General features: G+C 65.8%; 22 protein-coding genes. 11 read left to right on the top strand and 11 right to left on the bottom strand.

Annotation, left to right across the window (positions count from 1 at the left end; genetic code table 11):
* Nucleotides 1-137: 137 nt before the first annotated feature.
* On the top strand, nt 138-749 hold the full coding sequence (locus ACSE4D_RS10195; RefSeq protein WP_167854411.1) for a DUF805 domain-containing protein: 612 nt from the start codon (nt 138-140) through the stop codon (nt 747-749).
* Nucleotides 750-903: 154 nt separating this feature from the next.
* Here the strand turns inward: ACSE4D_RS10195 and ACSE4D_RS10200 are convergent, their stop codons facing one another.
* A complete protein-coding gene (locus tag ACSE4D_RS10200) occupies nt 904-1,983 on the bottom strand; it encodes a tellurite resistance/C4-dicarboxylate transporter family protein (RefSeq protein WP_135539793.1) in 1,080 nt (359 codons plus the stop codon).
* Nucleotides 1,984-2,352: 369 nt separating this feature from the next.
* Between ACSE4D_RS10200 and ACSE4D_RS10205 the strand changes: the two genes are divergently transcribed.
* Both ACSE4D_RS10205 and ACSE4D_RS10210 read left to right on the top strand, forming a co-directional pair.
* Nucleotides 2,353-3,213, top strand: coding sequence for an ATP-binding cassette domain-containing protein (locus ACSE4D_RS10205; RefSeq protein WP_135539795.1), 861 nt, complete (start codon nt 2,353-2,355; stop codon nt 3,211-3,213).
* Nucleotides 3,214-3,328: 115 nt separating this feature from the next.
* On the top strand, nt 3,329-5,506 hold the full coding sequence (locus ACSE4D_RS10210) for a YhgE/Pip family protein (protein ID WP_426937006.1): 2,178 nt from the start codon (nt 3,329-3,331) through the stop codon (nt 5,504-5,506).
* 35 nt (nt 5,507-5,541) lie between these two features.
* Here ACSE4D_RS10210 and ACSE4D_RS10215 read toward each other — a convergent pair whose 3' ends face one another.
* Together ACSE4D_RS10215 and ACSE4D_RS10220 are read right to left on the bottom strand one after the other, a co-directional pair.
* Nucleotides 5,542-6,261: an AAA family ATPase gene (locus ACSE4D_RS10215; RefSeq protein WP_135539798.1), complete on the bottom strand. Its 720-nt coding sequence runs from the start codon at nt 6,259-6,261 to the stop codon at nt 5,542-5,544.
* Between the two features lie 42 nt (nt 6,262-6,303).
* A complete protein-coding gene (locus ACSE4D_RS10220) occupies nt 6,304-6,903 on the bottom strand; it encodes a LysE/ArgO family amino acid transporter (protein ID WP_135539800.1) in 600 nt (199 codons plus the stop codon).
* Between the two features lie 70 nt (nt 6,904-6,973).
* Between ACSE4D_RS10220 and ACSE4D_RS10225 the strand changes: the two genes are divergently transcribed.
* Nucleotides 6,974-7,882 carry an ArgP/LysG family DNA-binding transcriptional regulator gene (locus ACSE4D_RS10225; RefSeq protein ID WP_167854412.1) on the top strand — a complete coding sequence of 303 codons (909 nt, stop codon included), beginning with the start codon at nt 6,974-6,976 and terminating at the stop codon, nt 7,880-7,882.
* Here ACSE4D_RS10225 and ACSE4D_RS10230 read toward each other — a convergent pair whose 3' ends face one another.
* On the bottom strand, nt 7,883-8,467 hold the full coding sequence (locus ACSE4D_RS10230; protein WP_135539804.1) for a TetR/AcrR family transcriptional regulator: 585 nt from the start codon (nt 8,465-8,467) through the stop codon (nt 7,883-7,885).
* A gap of 133 nt (nt 8,468-8,600) precedes the next feature.
* On the opposite strand from ACSE4D_RS10230, the gene ACSE4D_RS10235 reads away from it, so the two are divergent.
* Together ACSE4D_RS10235 and ACSE4D_RS10240 are read left to right on the top strand one after the other, a co-directional pair.
* Nucleotides 8,601-9,074, top strand: a complete 474-nt coding sequence (locus ACSE4D_RS10235; protein ID WP_135539806.1) for a hypothetical protein — start codon at nt 8,601-8,603, stop codon at nt 9,072-9,074.
* Between the two features lie 56 nt (nt 9,075-9,130).
* On the top strand, nt 9,131-11,260 hold the full coding sequence (locus ACSE4D_RS10240; RefSeq protein WP_135539808.1) for a RecQ family ATP-dependent DNA helicase: 2,130 nt from the start codon (nt 9,131-9,133) through the stop codon (nt 11,258-11,260).
* A 72-nt stretch (nt 11,261-11,332) separates the two neighbouring features.
* Here ACSE4D_RS10240 and ACSE4D_RS10245 read toward each other — a convergent pair whose 3' ends face one another.
* From ACSE4D_RS10245 to ACSE4D_RS10255, 3 genes are all read right to left on the bottom strand, one after another.
* Nucleotides 11,333-11,833: a hypothetical protein gene (locus tag ACSE4D_RS10245; protein ID WP_205683342.1), complete on the bottom strand. Its 501-nt coding sequence runs from the start codon at nt 11,831-11,833 to the stop codon at nt 11,333-11,335.
* A complete protein-coding gene (locus ACSE4D_RS10250) occupies nt 11,830-12,591 on the bottom strand; it encodes a VOC family protein (protein WP_135539810.1) in 762 nt (253 codons plus the stop codon). Before ACSE4D_RS10250 ends, ACSE4D_RS10245 begins: the two co-directional genes overlap by 4 nt.
* Before the next feature lie 76 nt (nt 12,592-12,667).
* Nucleotides 12,668-13,441 (bottom strand): isocitrate lyase/PEP mutase family protein, encoded by a 774-nt coding sequence (locus ACSE4D_RS10255; RefSeq protein ID WP_135539812.1) that lies wholly within the window; start codon nt 13,439-13,441, stop codon nt 12,668-12,670.
* A 102-nt stretch (nt 13,442-13,543) separates the two neighbouring features.
* On the opposite strand from ACSE4D_RS10255, the gene ACSE4D_RS10260 reads away from it, so the two are divergent.
* The 3 genes from ACSE4D_RS10260 (at nt 13,544) to ACSE4D_RS10270 (ending at nt 16,237) form a co-directional block, all read left to right on the top strand.
* Nucleotides 13,544-14,275, top strand: a complete 732-nt coding sequence (locus ACSE4D_RS10260) for a DUF998 domain-containing protein (RefSeq protein WP_167854413.1) — start codon at nt 13,544-13,546, stop codon at nt 14,273-14,275.
* Nucleotides 14,276-14,370: 95 nt separating this feature from the next.
* Complete coding sequence (locus tag ACSE4D_RS10265) at nt 14,371-15,594, top strand: glycosyltransferase (RefSeq protein ID WP_436325908.1); 1,224 nt, start codon at nt 14,371-14,373, stop codon at nt 15,592-15,594.
* A gap of 97 nt (nt 15,595-15,691) precedes the next feature.
* On the top strand, nt 15,692-16,237 hold the full coding sequence (locus tag ACSE4D_RS10270) for a TetR/AcrR family transcriptional regulator (protein ID WP_436325909.1): 546 nt from the start codon (nt 15,692-15,694) through the stop codon (nt 16,235-16,237).
* A 21-nt stretch (nt 16,238-16,258) separates the two neighbouring features.
* Here ACSE4D_RS10270 and ACSE4D_RS10275 read toward each other — a convergent pair whose 3' ends face one another.
* Nucleotides 16,259-17,983, bottom strand: coding sequence for an amidase (locus tag ACSE4D_RS10275; protein WP_436325910.1), 1,725 nt, complete (start codon nt 17,981-17,983; stop codon nt 16,259-16,261).
* Nucleotides 17,984-18,126: 143 nt separating this feature from the next.
* Here ACSE4D_RS10275 and mobA point away from each other — a divergent pair, with 143 nt between their 5' ends.
* The gene (mobA, locus tag ACSE4D_RS10280) at nt 18,127-18,750 is read left to right on the top strand and encodes a molybdenum cofactor guanylyltransferase (RefSeq protein WP_172171778.1); all 624 of its coding nucleotides are present in this window, start codon (nt 18,127-18,129) and stop codon (nt 18,748-18,750) included.
* On the opposite strand, the gene ykgO is transcribed toward mobA, so the two are convergent.
* Nucleotides 18,731-18,853 (bottom strand): type B 50S ribosomal protein L36, encoded by a 123-nt coding sequence (gene ykgO / locus ACSE4D_RS10285; protein WP_436325911.1) that lies wholly within the window; start codon nt 18,851-18,853, stop codon nt 18,731-18,733. The genes mobA and ykgO overlap by 20 nt on opposite strands.
* Nucleotides 18,854-18,922: 69 nt before the next feature.
* Here ykgO and ACSE4D_RS10290 point away from each other — a divergent pair, with 69 nt between their 5' ends.
* Nucleotides 18,923-19,933, top strand: coding sequence for a GTP-binding protein (locus ACSE4D_RS10290; protein WP_436325912.1), 1,011 nt, complete (start codon nt 18,923-18,925; stop codon nt 19,931-19,933).
* Nucleotides 19,934-20,002: 69 nt separating this feature from the next.
* Here ACSE4D_RS10290 and ACSE4D_RS10295 read toward each other — a convergent pair whose 3' ends face one another.
* Both ACSE4D_RS10295 and ACSE4D_RS10300 read right to left on the bottom strand, forming a co-directional pair.
* Nucleotides 20,003-20,458: a Fur family transcriptional regulator gene (locus ACSE4D_RS10295; RefSeq protein WP_101554492.1), complete on the bottom strand. Its 456-nt coding sequence runs from the start codon at nt 20,456-20,458 to the stop codon at nt 20,003-20,005.
* A gap of 177 nt (nt 20,459-20,635) precedes the next feature.
* Nucleotides 20,636-21,433 (bottom strand): hypothetical protein, encoded by a 798-nt coding sequence (locus ACSE4D_RS10300; RefSeq protein ID WP_436325913.1) that lies wholly within the window; start codon nt 21,431-21,433, stop codon nt 20,636-20,638.
* Between the last annotated feature and the right edge of the window lie 47 nt (nt 21,434-21,480).

Here is a 21,480-nt window from a genome sequence, read left to right on the forward strand (position 1 = left end):
GCGCCGCTGCTGTCTTCGAAGGTTCGCGTTCGGGATGCCGCTGCTGTCGTCGAGGCAGGGCCGTTGGGCGAACGAAGAGGCGTGTTGCAGATCTGAAACCGTGGGAAATAGGGGCAGAGGCGGACTTTGGTGCACAATTGGAGCTGCTGATCCTGAACAATCCTCTAAATACGAAGGTCATGATGTCCTACGACGCGAATGCAGCATACAACTCAGGTTCCGGGGTCCCCGGTCAGGGAATGCCGGGCGCCGGAATGCCCGGTGAGCAGGGCTTCGGCGGAGCGCCGCGCGGTGCCGCCCACCCCGATGACCTCTCCCTCCCGCTCTACGGCGCCTCCTTCGGCCAGGCCGTCAAGCGCTTCTTCAAGAACTACGTGAAGTTCAACGGCCGGGCCTCGCGCAGCGAGTTCTGGTTCGCGTCTCTGTTCACCGGTCTCGGTGCTCTGATTCCGTATATCTTGCTGATCATCGGGGTGGTCATGATGTCGGTTTCGGCATCGGCGGATCCGTATGGGTTCTCCGGGCCGTCCGGGGCCAGCCTGGCTCTGATGGGGATCGGTGGAACGCTCATGGGGCTTTTCGTCCTGGCTACTCTGGTACCGCAGATCGCCATCTCCTGGCGCCGGCTTCATGATGCGAACTACTCAGGTCTGCTGTACCTTCTGTCCTTGACGGGCATCGGCAGCATCGTCCTCATCGTGCTCTACATCATGCCTTCGAAGCCCGAGGGACAGCGCTACGACGCCTGAGTCGCACTCCGGCAATCACGTCTCGCTGAGGACATGTCGTTCAGCTGCGGGACCATCACGCCCCGCCGGCGCCATCTCGCACCGTTGCACCGGTATGAGATGACGTCGGCGGGGCGTTGTGCCGCCTGCGAGAGGCGGTGACGCTCGCGGGCGCCTACCGGGGGCGGACGGTCCGGACGAACGACACGACCATCGCGACGAAGACGATCGCCCACACGACGAAGCCGATCCAGAACCAGTGCTGACCGATCCACTCGATCGCGGGCAACCGATCCGAGCGGCCCAGGAACATGCTCGCCACCGCGTACATGCCCAGGGGGAAGACCATGCTCCACAGACCCGCCGAGTAGCTCATCGGCACCCGGTGGATGAGGTGCCGCCACGCTCCGGCCAGAACGAGAGCCGGGATGAGCCAGGTGGCGAAGGCCCACAGCAGCGTCGACGATCCGCCGACGACCATGCGTGTGGCATCAAGGATCGGCGAGGCCTCGAGTTCGAGGATCCGCGATCCCGCAACGATCGTGATCGCCAAGGCCCCCATCGTCACCCAGTACGGGGCGTCGAGGTCTTCAGGCCCGAATCGATGCCGCAGAACCCTGACGAAGATCGACACCGAGCAGACGACATAGAGCGCCAATCCCACGGCCCACATCACCACAGCGACCAGGGTGAGGAAGACGACGAAGCCCGCAGAGGAGAACTCGGTGTTCGCGGTTTCGATCGCCAGGCTCGAGGCGACGACGGCCACGGACTGAGACGCCACCACCCAGACCAGCCAGGTGCCGTTGACTTCCTTGGACACCGGGTGGATGTTCGAGCCGAGGATCGCAGTGAACGGAATTCCGTACCCGAGGATCAGCCACAAGAGGGCGCCGATGCCGAAGAGCACCAGCGCCGGTTGCACCACCCCGAGCCCGATCAGCGCTGTGGCCAGGACATTCGTGCCCGCCACAGCAGTGAAGAACCCGAAGGCGCGACTGGGATTGTGAAGGTCGGCACGCAGGTCATCCCGGTAGCGGACCACCCGAATGAGGGATAGGGCGATGAAGAACAGGTAGAGGACGACAGCCAGCCAGAACAGGACGACGCTGAGCAGGTGCAGCCCCTTGAGCTGAGCGCCGACCGCGACGATGCCGGTGGCCATCACCGAGGCGAAGCATCCGGGTGCGAGCGTCGACGGGCTCAGGCCCCAGGCCCTGTGCAGCTGCGTGAGACCGCGATCCGCCGTGCTCATCCGCTCCTCGTCCTCATGTGCGTATTCGTTCCCATCTGCGTATTCGTTCCTTTCAACCTTAGTACTCCGCATCGTGCCGCAGCTGCACAGGAGACGTTGCGGACTCCGAATCGCGCCCGCAGGCGGAGGCGATGGTGTGCGATTGCCGACAATCGCCTTTTTCTGAGCCCGTATTCGTGAGACGATCCGCTAGAGTTACCTATGAGTAACCTGAAGTCTGTCGGCCCCTCCTTATGCCGCCGTTCCCCTCCGGTGGCGTAGTCTGCAGTCACATAAGCGGCGCGTCGGCGCCCGGAGGCACTGAGGGTCGGCGCGAGGACAGACAAGCCCGCACAGACACGTGGGAACGGACGATTGGGAGCCATGGCCATGGAGAGCACCACAGAGACTCTCGCCGAGGACACGGACAGCGACGAGCAGTCGATTGCAGTGCGCAATTGGTCCCTGTCAGGCAAGCAGGGCGAGGTCTTCGACGACATCGACCTCGAGATTCCGGAGGGCGGACTCGCGATCGTCCGCGGTCCCGCCGGCAGCGGAAAAACCTCTTTCCTCCTGTCCCTCGCTGGACGGATGCGGGTCTCGGCGGGGGAGGGCCGCCTCGGCGAACTCGACATCCGCAAACGGGCCCGCGCCGTTCGCGGCCTGGTCGCGGTCGGACATGTCGAGGGTCTGACCGACCTCGAGAACGATTTCACTGTGGCCCAGCACGTCGCCGAACGCCAGATCATGCTGCAGCCTTGGTATAAGCCTTGGGTGTCGAAGTCATCGCTGCGCGAGATCATCGGCCTGTTCCGCGAGACTCTGCAGTCGGCGACGGACTTCATCGACGAACAGCCCGAAGGGACGTTCTCGACCACAGATGCGCAGCGGGCAGACTTCCTCATCGACGACGACGGAGAGGTCTTCGTCTCGGAACTGAGCGAGCTGCAGAAGTTCTTCCTCGAATTCGGCTTGGCCTGCCTGAGCCGACCGCCCGTCGTCGTCATCGATAACATCGACTACCTGCGCGAATCAGCCGACCGGGCGCGAGCCTGGGCGGGGATCCTCGTCTACCAGCAGCTGCGGAAGACTCGAGAGCCGGACAAGCCGCTCACGGTCATCGTCTCCTGCGAGGACGCCGGCGAATTCGACATCGCACAGCGATCACTCGGACCCCACGCGGAGCCGAGGGCGGTCGTCGAACTCGAGCTGCCCGTCAGCCAGAGACCCCACAGTCGATCGCGGCACTGACGATGTCCGCACCGTCGCCTGCACTCGCCGAGGCGGCTCCCGGCTGCGTTCCGACCGCGGCCCCATCCGCACTGACAGTCCTCCACCACGATTTCGATCCCGAGGAGATTCCCGTATGTTCTCCCTTCCCTGGCTAGAGCTCTCACGGTTCAAACGACACACGATCACGCGCCTGGCGATGATCGTCATCGCCATCATCCCCGCCATCTACGGCGGCCTCTACCTGGCCTCGAACTGGAACCCGACCGACCATCTCGACAAGCTGCAGGCGGCAGTGGTCAACGAGGACGTCGGGGCGGAGAAGCCGGATTCCGACGGCGAGACCCTGCACGCCGGCGATGAACTCGTCGATGAGATCACCCCGAAGGGCGAGGGCGGATTCGACTGGACCGAGACGAGCCAGGAGGAAGCCGACAAGGGCCTGTCCGAAGGCAAGTACTTCGCGATCCTCGAGATCCCGAAGGACTTCTCACAGGCCCTGGTGTCCACCGGCGGCGACGATCCGGAACGGGCCGGTCTGCAGCTGCGCACCGACGACGCCCACAACTTCATCGTCGGCCAAGTGGCCGGCACTGTGCTCAATGAGATCAATTCGGGTTTGAACAAGACGACCACGTCCGAATACGTCAACGAGGTCTACCTTGGCTTCAATGACATCCACGCGGAGACGAAGAAGGCCGCAGACGGGGCGGCGGAGCTCCACGACGGTTCGGTCGAACTCCACGACGGAACCGGTCAGCTCGTCGACGGGACGACCGAGCTCGACAAGGGCGTCGGCACGCTGAGAACGGGACTCGGCGATCTTGACGACGGCGCCGGGGAGCTCAAGAAGGGCAGCGGCGACCTCGCCGACGGCGCCGATACCTTAGCGAAGTCGACGACCGAGGCGAAGAACGGTTCGAGCGAACTCGCCGACGGAGCCGGCCAGGTCGCCGACGGCACCTCCGAGCTCCGTGACGTCGCCGATGAGACCACGGACAAGGCGGAGGACCTCAAGCGCAAGGCCGATGACCTCGTCGACGGGGCCCGGCCGAAGCTCGAACGTGCCGAAGGCGACTTCGATGATGCTCGCACCACCGTGCGCGGGGACATGGACGACCGGATCAAGCAGCTGCAGAAGGACTATCCGGACGATGAGAATGTGCAGAGACTCGCGGACGACATGAACGGCCTCGGCGAGGATCTCGACAGTGCGCACACGCGTGCCTCCGATGCGAAGGACGAAGCCAAGCGCCTCGAGGGCCCGGTGACCGACGCCGTCGATTCCGTCATGGAGAAGATCAGGGCCGCGGACAAGAAGATCGGTCAGCTCGACGATGGGGCGCAGAAGGTCTCCACTGGAGCCGACGACCTCCATTCCGGCCTGATCAAGCTCGATGCCGGGGCGGGCAAGCTCGCCACGGGAGCCGATGATCTCCATTCCGGTGCCGTCGAACTCAAGGACGGCACCGCGAAGGCCAAGGACGGAGCCGATGACCTCAAGGACGGCTCCTCGCAGCTCGTCGACGGGTCGACCGAACTCGACAAGGGTGCGGGCAAGCTCGTCGACGGTTCCGAGGAACTCGCTGACGGTTTGGAGAAGGGGCTTGAGCAGATCCCGACGTACGACAAGAACGATCGCGACCACCGGTCGGACGTCGTGGCCGTGCCGGTCGATGCGGAGAAGGCCGAGGACAACGCCGTCGACGCCTACGGTGAGGGCTTGGCAGCCTTCTTCGTGTCTCTGGCGCTGTGGATCGGCGGCATGATCACCTACATGGTCCTCAACGCGATTCCCTATCGTGCCCTGGCCTCATCGGCGAAGTCTTCGCGCATCGCTTGGGCCGGATACGTGCCGGGTCTGCTCTTCGGAGTAGCGCAGGTCGCAGTGCTCTACCTCGTGCTCACCTTCGCCCTCGACTTCTCGGCAGGAGCATGGCTGTGGACCCTGCTGTTCTCGGTGCTCATCGCCGCGAACTTCCACGCGATCCACCAGCTGTGTGTGGCCGCACTGGGAGGAGTCGGGCGGCTCATCGCGCTCGTGCTGCTGATGATCCAGATCGCCTCGGCGGGCGGGACCTATCCCGTGGAGACGGCGCCGGGCATCTTCCAGATCATCTCGCCGTTCCTGCCGATGACGCACGCGGTCAACGGACTGCGCACACTCATCGCCGGCGGCGACATGTTCATCGCCGGGCAGTCGGCGGTGGTTCTGCTGCTGATGACGCTCATCGCCCTGGCCGCGACCGTCGTCGTGTGCAGCCGCAAACGCATGGTCACGCTCACGCAGCTGCACCCGAGTCTGAGCTTGTAGTGCTGGGCCGGGCGCGGCGGAAGGGGTCGCCTCGGTCAGTCGTCGAGGTAGCGAAGGTACCGCTGCGGGTCGTCGAGGAAGCGGCGCCAGTGGTCGACCATGTCGAGGTCTTCCCACGTGGACTCGCGCAGCCCCCATTCCCCGGCCTCGACGAGCTTCGCCCCCTCGGCTCGGGCGAGGATCGGAGAATGCGTGGCCATGACCGTCTGCAGGCCGTTGCGCTGGCGTTCGCGGATGAGCTGGAGAAGAGTGAGCGAAGCGGTGAAGGACAGCGCGCTCTCCGGCTCATCGAGGATCCACAGCCCCAGCCCCATGAATCTGCCCGTGAGCAGGTCGACGAACATCTCGCCATGTGACCGCTGGGCGTACTGGCGGCCGCGGATGGAACCGACGTCCAGCAGGTAGGCCATGTTCTCGTGCATCGTCTCGGCGCGGAGGAAGAAGCCGCCGCGGTCAGCTGACGCTCCGCGAATGATCTGCAGGTGGTCGCTCAGCTCGGGAGGCGCCTCGGCGTGATCGCGCCTCTCCCAGTCGGAGCCACCGCCGTGCGGCAGGTCGAGGGCCGTAGCGATGGCTTCGATGATCGTGGACTTGCCCGAACCGTTCTCGCCGACGAAGACGGTCGTGCGTTCGAACTCGAATCCCTCCAGAACGTTGCGGACGGCCGGCAGCTCGCGCAGCCAGGGACTCAGCTCCGGAGGCGACAGAGCGTGCTTGTTCACTGATCGCAGCGGCAGATCGATGCGGGGATCCATGTCGGTGAGGCTACCGGCCGGCCCTGACATGGCCGGCCGTGCCTACCCGAGTGCCAGCCGCAGCGCGAGGATGATGAGCACGATCGCGATGACGATGTCGAGGACCTGCCACACTCGCGGCCGGGCCAGGTACCGGGAGAGTCCGCGGGCGCCGTAGCCGATGGCGAGGAACCAGCTCATCGAACCGAGCATGGCCCCGAGCGTGAACGGCCAGACGTTGCCCTCGCCCTGCTGATTGGCGAGATTGCCGAGCATGACGACGGTATCGATGTACACACCGGGATTGAGGAAGGTCAGCGCCAGCGTGGTGAGGATGACCGACTTGAGGCTGCGCTGCTGGGTGTCCGCTTCGAGCCCGGTGGCAGCGCGTGCCGAGCGCAGGCTGGTCCACGCGAACCAGAGCAGATAGGCCACGCCCAGCCAGCGCAGGATCTCCAGAGCCCATGGCGCCAAGAGCACGATCGCGCCGATGCCCACCGTGCCCGCTCCGATGAGCAGGACGTCGGCGACGATGCAGATAGTGACGACGACGCCGAGGTGCTCACGCCGGATGCCCTGCCGCAGCAGGAGAGCGTTCTGAGGTCCGACGGCGATGATGAGCGACCAGCCGGTGAGGAGTCCGGTGACGAGATGAGTGAGCACGGACTCAAGATTAGAGTCCGCAGCCGGGTAAGAAAAACACAAGAATCTTCATCTGATGCACAATTGCTTCATGAACATCGAGCACGTCAAGGCGCTCGCCGCGGCCGTCGACGAGGGCACGGTCGAAGGCGCGGCATTCGTCCTGGGGATCACGCCTTCGGCTGCGAGTCAGCGCATCCGCACCCTCGAGTCCCGCCTCGGACAGGTGCTCATCCGCCGCAGCAATCCGATCACCGTCACCGAGGCGGGGCAGGCGGTCCTCAGGTACGCCCGGGAGGTCGAGCTGCTCGAGGCCGAGACGATGGACCGTCTCATCGACATCGATGCACCCGGCCGGACCGACGCCGACCGGGCCGGGTCCGGCACCGCGGCCCGGATCCCCACAGTGCTGCGGATCGGGGTCAACGCCGATTCCATGGCGACGTGGTTTCGTCCGATCTTCGCCGAGGCGGCCGGCTGGGATGACATCGTCATCCGCATCGAGCTCGCCGACCAGGACAAGGCGCTCGGCCTCCTGACCTCGGGCGAAGTGTTGGGAACGATCACCTCGGCGCAGGTCGGCGGATACGGGACCGAGGTCGAATGGCTCGGGTCGATGCGCTATGTCGCCGTCGCCACCAGGCATCTGCTGGCCAGGCACAGCACCGGCGCCGAGGTGGACCTGGAGAGGATGCCCATGGTGAACTTCGGCAAGGACGACGATCTGCAGCTGTCATTCCTCCGCCGCGAGGGAGTCGAGGTGACCCCGCCGATGTCGGTGGTGCCGAGCTCCGCCGATTTCGCGACCGCAGTGGCAGCCGGTGTCGGCTGGGGGATGCTGCCCGTGCTCCAGCTCGACGAACTCGACGACGATCTCGTTCAGATCCCCGAGGCCCGGCCCATCGACGTGCCCCTGTACTGGCACCATTGGAAGCTGGCTTCGGAGAAGCTCGCACGGCTGACCGCGGCTCTCCGCCGTGCCGCAGCGACGATGCGGTGATCAGCCGTCGAGCAGCTTCGCGATCAGCCATCTGAGCTGATCGAGGGCGGCATCGACGGTGATGCGCTCGGGGGCGATGATCGCATGCAGACTCAGTCCGTCGAGCATCGTGAACAGGGCGGTCGCCGAGGGTGGCACCTCGGCGGGATCGATATGGCCCTCCTCGGCGAGGAGGCCCAGCCACCTGTGGAGACAGTCATAGGTGACCTGATGGCCGTGTTCGATCAGCCGGCGGGCCCGCGTACGCTGCTCGGGCCCGAGGGCGCTGATGTGCATGGTCAGCCAGACATCGAGTTGGAGATCGCGATGCTCATGCGAGGGTAGGAACTGGGAGCAGCACTCGAAGAGACGCTGCCGTGGATCGCGGGCCGCGTCGTCGATCGAGAAGTCCTTGATCGCGACTTCCATGTAGCTCTGCGCGATCGCCTCGTGCAGAGCGGCCTGAGTGGGAAAGTAGTGCCGCAGAGTCGATGCTCCGATCCCGGCCTCCTTGGCCACGGCTCTCACACTGAGATTCGCCTGACCGGGGCTCGACCGTTCGGCCAGCCTGATCGCGGCCTCGATGATCTCTGCGCGACGAGCCATGTTCCTCTTCCCTTGTGATCCCACCATATGCCAGGCGACCGCCGAATCGCGGCGCGGCCATGCGCCAGTGTAGTACAGTGTACTAGTACGCCGTACTAGACAGAGCATCGACCCTGTGGAAAGGGAGTCCGAAATGATCGAGAGCCTCCAGGAATTCGCCGCGTCCATTCCCGACTGGCTGCAGTGGGCGGGCATCCTTCTCGTCTCCGCCATCCCCTTCGTCGAGTCCTACTTCGGCTCGGTCATCGGTGTGGCGATCGGCCTCCACCCGGTCGTCGCCATCCTCATGGCCGTCATCGGCAATGTGATCTCGATGCTCGCCTTCGTCTATGGAACCGGTGCCATTCGCGACAGGGCGACGAAGAACAAGGAACCTGATGAGTCGCCGAAACGGCAACGGCTCAAGCGCATGTTCGACAAGTTCGGCGTGCCGGGAGTCTCGCTGCTCGGCCAGACCTTCCTGCCCTCACAGATCACGTCCTCGGCGATGGTCGGCTTCGGTGCGAACCGCAATGTCGTCGCCTTCTGGCAGGTCATCTCGATCATCATGTGGGGAGTGCTCTTCGGCGTGCTCGCAACGCTCGGCATCGAACTCGCGCTGCGCTGAGTCGAGGACGGGGCCTCCGGCCGGGTCGCGTCAGTGCCTCCACCTAGACTGGCCCCATGACGGAAAGCATCCCGACGTCCCCGCCCGTTTCGGCAACTCCCGACGACTTCGCCGCCTCCGCTCAGCGGATCCTCGCCGAGCTGACCGCAGACCCGAGCGCGCAGTTCCGCGACGGTCAGCTCGAGTCGATCCGTGACCTCGTCCAGGGCAAGAAACGCGTGCTCGTCGTCCAGCGCACGGGGTGGGGCAAGTCGGCTGTGTACTTCGTCGCCACCCGCATGCTCCGGGCCTCCGGCACCGGACCCAGCCTCATCATCTCGCCGCTGTTGGCGCTCATGCGCGACCAGATCGCCGCTGCCGAGCGTGCCGGTGTCCGTGCCGCCAGTCTCAATTCCTCGAACGTCACCGAGTGGGACTCCGTGCTCGAGGACCTCAGAGCCGGCAGCCTCGATGTCCTCCTCGTCTCCCCGGAGCGGCTGAACAACCCGCAGTTCCGCGACGAGGTGCTGCCGCAGCTGCTGTCCTTCCTCGGCCTCATCGTCGTCGACGAAGCCCACTGCATCTCCGACTGGGGGCATGACTTCCGCCCCGACTACCGCCGCATCGGCCGGATCCTGTCCGAACTGCCGACGAACACCCCGGTGCTCGCGACGACCGCGACCGCGAACTCCCGGGTCGTCGCCGACGTCGCCGAACAGCTCGGCGACGACACCACCGTCGTCCGCGGCGAACTCGCCCGCGACTCGCTGCGGCTCGGGGTCCTGCCCGGACTCGACGCCAGTGCCCGCATCGCCTGGTTGGCCTCACACCTGGGTGACTTCACCGGCTCCGGCATCGTCTACACCCTCACCGTCTCCGCCGCCGAGGACATCACCCGGATGCTGCGCGAGCAGGGCCACGAGGTCCGCGCTTATACGGGCCGGACCGATGCCGAAGAACGTGCCGAACTCGAACAGCAGCTCAAGGACAACCGCCTCAAGGCGCTGGTGGCCACCTCGGCGCTGGGCATGGGCTTCGACAAACCCGACCTCGGTTTCGTCATCCACATCGGGGCACCGTCCTCGGCCGTGGCCTATTACCAGCAGGTCGGTCGTGCCGGCCGCGCTACGGACTCCGCCGATGTGCTCCTGCTGCCCGGTGCCGAAGACGAACAGATCTGGGAGTATTTCGCCACCGCATCGATGCCGAACCAGAACGACGCGAATGCTGTGCTCGCGGCCCTCGCCGAGGCGGACGGCCCCCTGTCCGTGGCCCGCTTGGAGACGCTGGTCGGAACCAAGAGGTCCCGTCTGAATCTGCTGCTCAAGACCCTCGAAGTCGAAGACGCCGTGTCCAAGGTCCGCGGTGGGTACGTCTCCACCGGGATGGGCTGGGCCTATGACCGGGAGCGATACGAAAAGGTCGCGGCCGTCCGCGCCGAAGAGGCCCGGGCCATGCTCGACTACGAAGCGACCGGTCAATGCCGGATGGAGTTCCTCATCCGGCAGCTCGACGATCCCGACCCGCAGCCATGCGGGCGCTGCGACAACTGCGCCGGTGTGTGGTTCTCCGCTGAGATCTCCGACGAGCAGCGTCAGGCTGCGGCCGGGAACCTCCACAAGATCGGCTTGCCCATCGAACCGCGCAGTACGTGGCCCAGCGGGTTGGCCAATATCGGCGTGCCTCTCAAGGGCCGGATCCCCGCGGAAGAACTCGCCGAGGAAGGGCGTGCGATCGCCCGCCTGTCCGACCTCGGGCAGGGGCAGACGCTGCGGTCATTCCTCGCCTCCGATGCTCCCGATGTCGAGGTCCCCGGGCAGATCGGCAAGTGGTGCCTTGAAGTGCTTGCTCAGTGGGATTGGAATTCTCGCCCCGAGGTAGTCGTCTCGATTCCGAGCGGCCGTCGCCCCGTGACCGTTCGGTCCTTGGCTGAGAATCTCGCTGCGGCCGGTCGTCTCGCCGACGGGGGTGAACTGCTTCAGATCGGCGACCACGGCACCCCGGACGTCAACAGCGCCTTCCGAGTCAAAGACCTCTATGAGGCCTTCGTCGTCCCGCCCGAGGTCGAAGAGGCCGTGGCCGGGAAGTCGGTGCTGCTCGTCGATGACGAGGTCGTCTCTCGGTGGACGATGACGGTCTGCGCACGCTTGCTGCGCAGGGCGGGAGCCACCTCGGTGCTGCCATTCGCGCTCGCGCTGCGGGCCTGATGCGGGTGGGTCTGCGGGGCTGACGGGGTGGTGCCGAGGTCCTGAGGACACTGGCTTCGGCACCCTGCGGGCTCAGACCGCGCGGAGGTCCCTGACCAGCCTCGGCGTCGACCTGCGTCCGACCCGTCCGACCCATACCGGCCACGGATATGCCAGGCGGATGTGGAAGTAGTTGATGTACTCGGCCGCCGCGAACAGCCAGACGAACACGACGAGGACGGCACTGAGGCTGGGTCCGGGCCAGGTGGCAACGACGCCGATGCCGCAGCCGAGAATCACGATCGGATCGAGAACCCGCAGTCCTCGATAGATTCGAGCGAAATGGGGCGGAATCGTGGCGGGCAGGTGTTTCCGGGCAAGCAACCAATAGACGCCGCCCTGAACGAGGACGGACAGCAGTGGAGCCACAGCGAACCACAGTGCCGCCTCGGCGCCGTCGGCGGCGACGAACGCGAGATTCGACGGCACTGCGGCAAAGACCGCCGCGGCGACGATCTCCCCGACCCCGAGGCTGAGGAGCCGTTTCCGCAGCGGCCCGAAACGTACTGCGACCGCGGTCTCGTGGCCGGTCACGGGTTCTGCTGCAGCTGGAACGTCGCCCCTTCCGGATCCGTGACCGTGACGATGCGACCGTACGGGGAGTCTTCGGGACCGGCGAGCACCTTGCCGCCGAGCTCGGTCACCTTCGCTGCCGCCGCATCGGCGTCTTCGACGTTGAAGTAGGTGCGCCAGTGGGAATTCCGCGCCCACTCGCTGGCATCGCAGATTCCGGCCACGGCATCATCTCCGTCGCCGTGCGTTGAGTAGGGGAACCCCTCCATCGGGGTGATGTCGAAGGAGAAGACCGTGCCGTAGAACTCGTTCGCGGCCTGGTAGTTCGTCGTCATGAGCTCGAACCACACCGGCGTGCCCGGGGTGAGCGGAGTGTCGAAGCCGGAGAACTCGCCGGGCTGCCACATGCCGATGGGCGATCCCGTCGGGTCGACGACAACGGCCATCTCTCCGAGCGGGCCGACGGGCATCGGACCGACGACATTCGCGGCACCGGCGGCCAGCGCGGCCTTGTGGACTCCGGCGATGTCGGCAGTATGCAGGTAGGTCGACCACGCGGTGGGCATCTCCGGGCTCGGGGTGCCGTCCATGTTCATCGCCTGCATGCCGCCGCCGACGGCATTGCCGTCCTTCGTGATCATGGTGTAATGCCCGAAGTCGGGGCCCTGGTCGGTGAATTCCCAGCCGAAGAGCTGGTTGTAGAAGTTCTGGGCGGCCTCGAAGTCCTGGCAGACATAGTCAATCCAGATCGGCTGGCCTTCACGGGGATTGAGCGGCATTGCATCTCCTCTATCGGGTGGATTCTCTTCAGGGGACGACAGCGGCCCGAGTGGACGAGGTGGGAGTGCGGGGATCCTATTGCCAGGAGCGGGTGAAATCGTCGAAGCAGTCGGTCAGCGCCGCTTGCAGCAGCGGACCGAAGGTCACGCGTCCCACCCCGAGTTCGGTGAGCTGGCCGAGGTCGAGCTCCTCGGGGACTGCTCCCTTGATCGGATGAGCGGTGACGTTCAACGGCAGAGTGACCTGGGCGAGGATCGATTTGAGGGTGCCGACATCGGGCAGGCGGACGGGGTAGACGGAGTCCGCGCCCGCCTCGGTGCACAGACGGAGACGACGGACAGCCTCGGCGGTGGGGTCATCGAAATCGCCGGGAAATTTGAACACGTCGGTCCGCGCGTTGATGACGACGTGGACCCGCTGAGCTTCGGCGGCCTGCCGGAGGCTCCAGATGTAGGCAGCATGCTCGTCGGGACTGCGCATGCTGCCCCGACTGTGGATCGTGTCTTCGATATTCACCCCGACGGCACCGGCTTCGAGGAGCCCGGCGATGAGTTCGGGAGCCGGGGTGTCATAGCCGGATTCGAGATCCGCGGTGACGGGAACGTCCACCGCCGAGGTGATCCTCGAGATTCCTTCGAGCGCCTGCTCGAGGGTCATGTTCTCCCCATCGGCATGGCCGAGAGAATCGGCCAGCGGGTGCGAACCGATGCTCAAGGCGTTGAAGCCGACGTCGACCATGGCGCGTGCCGACCAGGCATCCCAGACGGTCGGCAGTACGAGAGGCTCGTCCTGATGGTGTCCCTGCAGCAGGGTGAAGGCGCGTTCGGCAAGAACCGTGTAATCGACCATGGACAATACTGTTCCACTTCGCGGGCCCGACACGCCAGGGTTCTCAGCGGTTCACCAGAAGGTTTCAGACTCGGGCGGTGATACCGTGAACGACATCTGAGGTTGTCTCACAGAGGGGCCGAGGTGGTCGGTTCGGGCATCATCCGCGTTTCGCCCAAACCTGAGCGGGTATGGGCGCTCCTCGCTGTGCTTGCCGGTCTGCTCGTCATCCTCATCGAAATCCCCGCGGCACTTCTGTCCGAGGGCACCTATTCGTTCGTTCGGCAGTCGATCAGCCACCTGGGCGTGACAGGGTGCGGGGAATGGTCCGTCGCCGACGCCCCGATCGAGGTGTGTTCGCCTGCGCACCCGCTCGTCAACGGATCCTCCATCCTCGGCGGATCGATCCTCGCGGTCATCGCTTTGGTCTGGCACGACTGGATCGCGCCGACGGTCTGGGGCAGGTGCGGTTCCTTCCTCCTCGCCGGGGGCGGGATGCTGCTGGTCGGAACCGGGATGGTCCCCGCCGACATCGACCCCACCCTGCATGCGGTCTTCGGCTTCGGTGGTGCCGCGGTGCAGAACCTCGGGCTGCTGGCCGCCGGCATCGCGATGTCGAGGTGGCCGGAGAAGAGGTGGATCGGGCCTGCCGAATTCGGTGGACTCACCGTCGGCTTCGGCGCACTCGGGTTCGCCGGAACCCTGCTCATGGCCGCACCCGAGAGCTGGAATCTGCCGGTCGGCATCATCGAGAGGGTCGCTGCCTACCCGTTCTTCGTCTGGTTCGTCCTCACCGGGTGGAAGCAGCTGCGCGATGCCGCGAAGAGGCGACGTGAACTGGCAGAAGGACGCTGAGAAGTCGAAGCACCGCGGCCCGTGGGTCCGAACCCGAAAACCTGTGCAGCGATCACTGAGCTATCCTTAGTGAACAATGTTCGCAAAGGAGACTCATGAAGATCCTTGTCCTCGCGCCTGGTTCCCGCGGCGACGTCGAGCCTGCTATCCGCATCGCCTCGGGACTCATCGCCGACGGGCACCGGGCAACGATCGTCACTCATGCCGACTACGAGCAGTCCGTGACTGCCACCGGCTGCGAATCCGTATCGTTCACCGTTCCCCTCGAACCGCCGCCGCAGTCCGATGACTCAGCTCCGGGCGCTCGGGGATACCTCGCCCACCTGCGGTCCTACATGCTCGACCATGCTCGCGCCGCGCTCGCCGCAGCCACAGACGGTGGCTTCGGTGCCGTCATCACCAATCCGATCTCGCCCTACGGCCACGACATCGCCGAAGCGTTGAGCATTCTGTCGGCCGAGGCTCTGCCGCAGCCCGCCCTGCCGAGTCGAAGCTACCCGCCGATGATCGCTTCGAATCTCCACCTCGGCCCCGTACTCAACCGCGGCTTCGGCCGACTGTTCGAACGTTTCCCCGCACCCATCGACGGGGCGATCGCCCACGTCCGCAGGGAGTTGGGGCTGCCGAAGGAGAGCCGTCTTGCCGGGATCCGACGACGCTTGCGCGCCGGACTGCCCGTCCACCACGGAATCTCTCCGGCGGTCCTGCCGCGTCCGAGCGACTGGCCGAGCAACTTGAGCCTCGACGGATTCTGGTGGCCTGTCGAGGATAAGGACTGGACTGCTCCGTCCCCGCTCGTCGACTTTCTCGCCGCCGGGCCGGCGCCGGTCCTCATCACCTTGGGCAGCGTCGACGCCGCTGCCGGTGCCGGAGCGACCGCCGCTGAATTCGTCGAATCCACCACCGACCGCAGAGTGATAGTGCAGGGAAAGATCGGTGAGAACCTCGCCGAGGCGGCCCCGGACCGGGTCTTCGCAGCCGGACATGTGCCCCATTCCTGGCTGCTGCCGCAGGTCGCGGCGGTCGTGCACCAAGCCGGCGCCGGAATCACCGCGGCTTGCCTGCGAGCGGGAGCGCCCGGCATTCCGCTGCCTCTGCACACCGATCAGTTCTTCTGGGCTCGGCGTGCCCACGAACTCGGCGCAGCGGTCACACCGCTCACCGATAAGCGGGTGAACCGCGACGTACTGAAGTCACGAGTCGAGGAGGCAATCAGCAATTCGGATTATCGGCGGCGCGCGGCCGAGATCGGTGCACGTCTCGACGACGGCGACTCGACTGCGCCGCTGCGACGTTGGGCGGCGGCCTGCGATGGCTGAGAGGAACACGATGACTGAAGGCAACGCGAACACTCACAGCTCTGCTAAGCCGGCCAGTGGAATCGGTCGACCGCCGAAATTGAGTCGAAAGGAGATCGTGGCGGCCGCAATCGACCTCGCCGACCGGCGCGGACTCGAGGCTGTGACCATGCGTGCGGTGGCCGCTGAGCTCGACAGCACCGCGGCCGCACTGTATCGACATGTGAAGAACCGGGAGGAACTTGTTGATCTCGTCCGCGACCACGTCCTGATCGAACGACCCGAAGTCAGCCCAACGGGGGATTGGCGTGCGGATCTGCGGGTCTTCGCGCACAGTCTGCTGAAACTGCACGCCTCGCACCCGTGGCTTGCGACGGCTGGCCCACCGACGACGCTGGGACCCGAGGCGCTGACTGTCACCGAGACGGCCGTGACTCTGCTCGACCCACATCCCGCACAACGGGGGCAGAAGTATTCGGCCATTGCGGTGTGCTTTGAACTCGTCGCGGGCTTCGCGCGAAACGGTGCCGCTGCACAGGCATTGTCCGCGGAGATCGCGACACCGGCAGAACCTGATGGCGGCGAATACGCCCTCACCGCCATCGTGGCGGCCGTGGCCGGTGTCCTCGACGACGAAGAGCTTCGGTCTCAGCCACCTCGCTGAGGCTTCAGCTGCCGGGGTCCTTCACAGCCGCGGAGTCCGCGGCGGCACTTGGCGACGGTCGCCCGTCGCCTCGAACGCTGCGGCGATCTCGATGAGCGCAGAATCGTCCCAGCCGCGTCCGGCGATCGTCAGGCCCACGGGAATCCCGGTATCGGACATGGTGCCCATCGGCACCGTCACCGAGGGAATGCCCAGATGTCTGGGCACGAGGTTGCCGTTGGCCACCCATGTGCCGTTGCGCCATCCCAGGTCCGCAGACGTCTCGTTGACGTCCATGTCCGCTGGCCCCACATCGGCCATCGCCGGGAAGATCACCGCATCGAGGCCCCGCTCATCCATCCATTCCTCGAGGTCGACCCGGCGGGTCTCCTCGAGCCCGCGCGCACCGGATTCGAGCTCGGGGATCTCCGTGACCGAGACGTAGCGATTTGTGCGCACCTGCTCCGGGTAGGTTGCGATGTCATCGTCGAACCCGACGTAGCGATCCGGCAGCGCACCGGGTGGGTGGGGGAAGATCAAGGCTCCGTCCACCTCGGCGAGGGTGTTCAGTTTGGGGTCGCCGTTCGCGGCGAGGAAGTCATCCCATCCCCACGACGAGAGGTCGTTGATCTCCCGATCGAGGTAGACGGCGGTAACGAATCCGCGCGTCGCGATCGTCGGGGCGCCGGGACGGTCGCCCTCGTATTTGCTCACGACCGGGAAGTCGGTCTCGACGACCTCGGCGCCTGCGGATTCGAGGTCGGCTCGCGCTGCCTGCCAGGCCTCGATCACCGAGGCGCGCGTCTCGACGCGTTGTCCCGTGGGCCCGCCGATGCCGCCGTTCGGGTTCGTCCCGGCCTCGTCATCGGCATTGATGTACATCCGCGGCACCCCGAGCCGTTTGCCAGCCAACACCGTCTGTGCCGCCGCGACCGATTCCGGCAGCAGCGCAGCATAGGAGTCCGGGCGCACCGCGCTCGCCTTCGGGATCTCCACCCAGGGCTGGACGCGCCAGAAGTCCCCGCGAGTCTGTTCGTCGTCGGCGACGATGACGTCGAGGACCTCCGCCAGATCGGCCATTGTGCGAGTGTGGGGGACGACGACGTCCATCGTCGGCACGAGCGGCCAGTTTCCGCGCACGCTGATGACCCCGCGAGAGGGGGTGTAGGCGATGAGCGCATTGTGCGACGCCGGGGCTCGGCCCGATGACCAGGTTTCCTCGCCGAGGCCGAAGGCCGCGAAGCTCGCCGTCGTGGCCGTGCCCGAGCCGTTCGATGACCCGGAGGCGAAAGCGCTGGTCAGCCAGTCAGCGTTGTATGGGCTCTCGGCGCGTCCGTAGAGTCCGCGCTGCATTCCGCCGTTGGCCATCGGCGGCATGTTCGTCAGACCCAAGCAGATGGCGCCGCCGGCGCGCAGCCGTTCGATCGTGAACGCATCTTTCTGTGCCACGAGATCGGCGAAGGCCGGGGATCCGGAGGCCACGGTGAGGCCCGCGACCATATAGCTGTCCTTCGCGGTGTACGGAATCCCGTCGAGGGGGCCGAGCGTCTGTCCCGCGGCGCGCCGTTCGTCGGAGGCGGCCGCCTCGGCGAGGGCTTGCGGATTGGTCACGATCACCGAGTTGAGTTTCGTGTCGGTCTCGGGGCCGTCGTAAGCGGCGATCCGGTCCTGATAGGCCTCGACGAGCTCCACCGAGGTGGTGCGGCCGTCCTCGAGGGCGGCTCGCAGATCGGCGACGGACGCTTCGACGACATCGAACTTCGACATGATCTTCCTCCGGGCACTCGACGGTGCGTGCGCGATGTGGGTGTGTTCCTGCCCAGAGTAGCGCCGATTCGCCGAGGATGGGCTGCGGATTTCGTTGTCTTCAAGGTGCTGAGTGCGGTATCCGCGGTCTGTACGATCGAGGCATGACGGTCAACGCGATCATTCTCACCGGCGGTCGCTCGCGACGCTTCGACGGTATTCACAAACCCGGCGTCGAGGTCGACGGACGGTCGACGATCTCCCGGATCCTCCAGAGCATCCGCGGTGCGGCAGCCGACGCCGAGGTGTGGGTGGCCGGACCAGCAGACGGACTCTCGGCGGCGGAGCAGAAAGGCGTCCGCGTCGTGCGGGAAGAACCCGAGTTCGCGGGCCCTTTGGCCGGGATCGCAGCCGCGGTTGCGGCAATGCCGACTGAGGCGGACTTTCCGGCCGAGACGGCCGATGTCACCCTTGTCCTGGCCGGGGACATGCCGCTGATCACGGCGGGCCACCTCGGTGAGCTCATCTCTGCGTGTCGTGCCACCGGACGTCCGGCCACGGGCGCCGACGATCGGGGAAAGACGCAGTTCCTCTGCGCGGCCTGGCCGACTCGGCTGCTGCGTGCCCGTCTCACGGAGATCGGCGACCCGACGGATGGGGCGGTGAAGCTGCTCTTCGCGGGACTCGAGCCGGTCGCGGTCGCTGTGGACCCGGAGGTAGTGAGCGACTTCGACACTGCAGCCGAGCTCGAAGCGATTCGAACCCGGCTCAGCCCTGACGGGCCTTGAATCGAGGATTCTTCTTGTTGATGACGTAGACGCGGCCGCGGCGGCGGACCACCTGCGAACCGGGCAGTGACTTCAGCGAACGCAGCGAACGACCAACCTTCATGGATGCGACTCCTTAGTGAGAATGAGTATCATTAGAGATGATACTATGTTCTCCAGCGAAGGGAAGCGAATGCAGGGATCAGACGAACGCGGCCGGAGTCCCATCGTCGACGGAATCGAAGCGATCGCCGTCGTCGGACTCTGCGCGGCTGAGCGCAGGCGCTATGCGATGGGTCTGGCCAGGGATCGCGGTTTTGTCTTCGTGCCCGCGGAGCAGACGGAACAGGGCATCGAGGCGATCGACCGCCTCGTCGATCTGGTCGGAATGACATCCGGGGTGCACGGGTTCGTCCTCGAATACGGGGAGGACGCGGATTGTGCGGAGATCATCGGAGCTCTGAGTGCTCCCGACACGCGAGCCGTGCTCACCGACCTCGTCTGCGTGCTCGACCTTGCCTGCCTGCGCAGCGATCTCGATTCGGAAGCGCGCGCCGGAGCCCTGGTTGCGCAGATCGAATTCGCCTCGACACTTGCTCTGCTGGCGCCCGATGCTGCCGACTCGGCCGGGGCCGAGGCGGCCATCGGGCTGATCGCGCACCTGGCACCGGAGGCCGAGCGCTTTCTCCTGCGCGACGGCGCGGTGCATGAGCCGGTGTGCTGGCAGTTCGGGCACCGACCTCCTGCCGCGGGCTGGACGGCGATACTCAACTCGGAGTTTCGGCCGCCGGTCCACTCGGGAGGAGTCCGCGCGTGCCGCTTCGAGCAGCCGCGCCCTTTTCATCCCCGGCGGCTGCAGGCGGTGCTCGAGGCCGCGCTCGGGAGGGGCTGCTGGGGTCGGATCGTCCGCTCTGCCGGATTCGCCAAACTGGCATCGCGGCCCTATGTGACAGCGCACTGGGATCAGACGGGCACCTTGCTCACGCTGGCACCGTTGACGGCTGATCCTCTGCCCGGTGATGGTGCCGAGCTGCTGGCGCTCGGCCAGGATCTTGCATTCATCGGCATCGACCTCGACGAGGCGGGGCTGTGCTCAGCACTCGAGAGTGCGGTCCTCACCGACGCTGAGCTACTGGCCGGGCCGATGGCCTGGCTGCAGTACGTAGACGAGTTCCCCGCCTGGGACTCCGCCCGCCGCAGTTGAGTCGGTCTTTTCCGGCTCCAGCTTGGTGAACCTGCAGCAGCTCGATCCCTGCACCAAGCTGTTGCGGTTTCACCGAGCTGAAGTGCCTTCTGTCGTCACCCGGCTGCGGCTGCCGCCCCGGCAGTCGGCGCACAGGCCGAAGATCTCGAACACGTGATGGGTGACCTCGAAGCCGTTCTTCTCGGCGACCTTGCGCATCCAGTCTTCGCTGGGCGGGTCGATCTCAACAGCGGTGCCGCAGTTCTCGCAAACGAGATGATGATGGTGTTCGGTCTGTGAGCAAGCGCGGAAGAGCTGAGTCTCGGCAATGGTGATCGTGTCTGCGGCGCCGCCTCGGGCGAGGGCATTGAGCTGCCGGTAGACGGTGGCCAGACCGACGCTGGCCCCCTCGTCCTCGAGCCGGCGGTGGAGCTGTTTGGCCGAGACGAAACGGGTCTCAGTTTCCAGGGCTGAACGGATGAGGGCCTTCTGTGCAGTGCTGCGCGTCTTCCTTGGGTGTGCGTTCCCAGATGTCTGTGCGCTCATGTCCGTCTCCTCTCTGGCATCGCCGGACCCATCATCGCTCAATCGTGCGAACCGTTCTGCGCACTCGGCCGGTGCGTGCCTCCCATATAAGCACACCATCGCCGAGGCGACCGAAAGAGGCCGTCCCCGCCGGGGTGGGCGAGGACGGCCGTTGTCACCGCGGGTCAGATTTCGAATTCAGCTGACGGGTTGGCCCTCCCGCAGTGCGGTGAGACGTTCGAGAACGGTCTCCGGAACCGCCTCGGCGGGGATCTCAGCGAACAGGACAGATCCGGTGACGGCCGCCTCGGTGCCGGTGAAGATCTCCGGATCTGCGATCGGGATCTCTGTGCTCGGATTGAAGTACAGAGTCTCGTCGTGGCGGTGGCCAAGCAGCACTCCGAAGTGCTCGGTGGTGTTGGTGATCGGCTGGTAGACCGCGGCGGGACAGAGGTGGCTGCGTTCGTCGAAGATGATGCCTTCGATGCCGACCGAAGCGAAGCCGCGGATCCAATCGGCGCCGTACACGGCGGCATTCTCGGCATCATCGTCATCGAACTCGTGTCCGCTGCCCGGCGCGGCAGCCGCATCCGCGGCCAAGAGCAGCGCCTTCGGGGACGGCAGTTGGACGACGACGGGGCTGCGCTGGGTCTCGGCAGCGGTGCGGACGAGGGCCTGAGCGGTTTCACGCAGCTTCTCATCGCTGAGCAGGGCACGCAGAGCGAAGCCCTTGCGGGTCTTCGCTGTCATCGCCTCGCGCAGTGCCGAGTTCGATTCGATCTCCTCGGCGAGCATGTCGTCGAGGCGGATGAGCACGATGTCGGATCCGAGCAGCGACTGTATGCTGGAGAGATGGTTGGAGAATGCGGTGGCATCGTGCCAGGGCACGGGCCGATCCTGGAGGATCACGTGCTGAGCGTAGGCGGCGGCGTCGAGGAGCAGTTTGGGCGGACCATCGGTGGTCTCGAGCAGCGCGGTGAGTCGGGCGGACATCATGCTTCCTTTCATCGGTGCGGGGTTGTGAACCGGTGGAACCGGCACCC

The sequence above is a fragment of the Brevibacterium sp. FAM 27836 genome (genome assembly GCF_051351055.1).
GTDB lineage: Bacteria > Actinomycetota > Actinomycetes > Actinomycetales > Brevibacteriaceae > Brevibacterium.

Excerpts from the sequence above, each read along its gene's own strand:
- ACSE4D_RS10240 (WP_135539808.1), top strand. The coding sequence starts at position 9,131 with ATGACGGAAAGCATCCCGACGTCCCCGCCCGTTTCGGCAACTCCCGAC.
- ACSE4D_RS10230 (WP_135539804.1), bottom strand. The coding sequence starts at position 8,467 with ATGGCTCGTCGCGCAGAGATCATCGAGGCCGCGATCAGGCTGGCCGAA.
- ACSE4D_RS10290 (WP_436325912.1), top strand. The coding sequence starts at position 18,923 with ATGCAGGGATCAGACGAACGCGGCCGGAGTCCCATCGTCGACGGAATC.
- ACSE4D_RS10205 (WP_135539795.1), top strand. The coding sequence starts at position 2,353 with ATGGAGAGCACCACAGAGACTCTCGCCGAGGACACGGACAGCGACGAG.
- ACSE4D_RS10250 (WP_135539810.1), bottom strand. The coding sequence starts at position 12,591 with ATGCCGCTCAATCCCCGTGAAGGCCAGCCGATCTGGATTGACTATGTC.
- ACSE4D_RS10225 (WP_167854412.1), top strand. The coding sequence starts at position 6,974 with ATGAACATCGAGCACGTCAAGGCGCTCGCCGCGGCCGTCGACGAGGGC.
- ACSE4D_RS10215 (WP_135539798.1), bottom strand. The coding sequence starts at position 6,261 with ATGGATCCCCGCATCGATCTGCCGCTGCGATCAGTGAACAAGCACGCT.
- ACSE4D_RS10295 (WP_101554492.1), bottom strand. The coding sequence starts at position 20,458 with ATGAGCGCACAGACATCTGGGAACGCACACCCAAGGAAGACGCGCAGC.
- ACSE4D_RS10300 (WP_436325913.1), bottom strand. The coding sequence starts at position 21,433 with ATGATGTCCGCCCGACTCACCGCGCTGCTCGAGACCACCGATGGTCCG.
- ACSE4D_RS10265 (WP_436325908.1), top strand. The coding sequence starts at position 14,371 with ATGAAGATCCTTGTCCTCGCGCCTGGTTCCCGCGGCGACGTCGAGCCT.
- ACSE4D_RS10275 (WP_436325910.1), bottom strand. The coding sequence starts at position 17,983 with ATGTCGAAGTTCGATGTCGTCGAAGCGTCCGTCGCCGATCTGCGAGCC.
- ACSE4D_RS10200 (WP_135539793.1), bottom strand. The coding sequence starts at position 1,983 with ATGAGCACGGCGGATCGCGGTCTCACGCAGCTGCACAGGGCCTGGGGC.
- ACSE4D_RS10210 (WP_426937006.1), top strand. The coding sequence starts at position 3,329 with ATGTTCTCCCTTCCCTGGCTAGAGCTCTCACGGTTCAAACGACACACG.
- ACSE4D_RS10255 (WP_135539812.1), bottom strand. The coding sequence starts at position 13,441 with ATGGTCGATTACACGGTTCTTGCCGAACGCGCCTTCACCCTGCTGCAG.
- ACSE4D_RS10235 (WP_135539806.1), top strand. The coding sequence starts at position 8,601 with ATGATCGAGAGCCTCCAGGAATTCGCCGCGTCCATTCCCGACTGGCTG.
- ykgO (WP_436325911.1), bottom strand. The coding sequence starts at position 18,853 with ATGAAGGTTGGTCGTTCGCTGCGTTCGCTGAAGTCACTGCCCGGTTCG.
- mobA (WP_172171778.1), top strand. The coding sequence starts at position 18,127 with ATGACGGTCAACGCGATCATTCTCACCGGCGGTCGCTCGCGACGCTTC.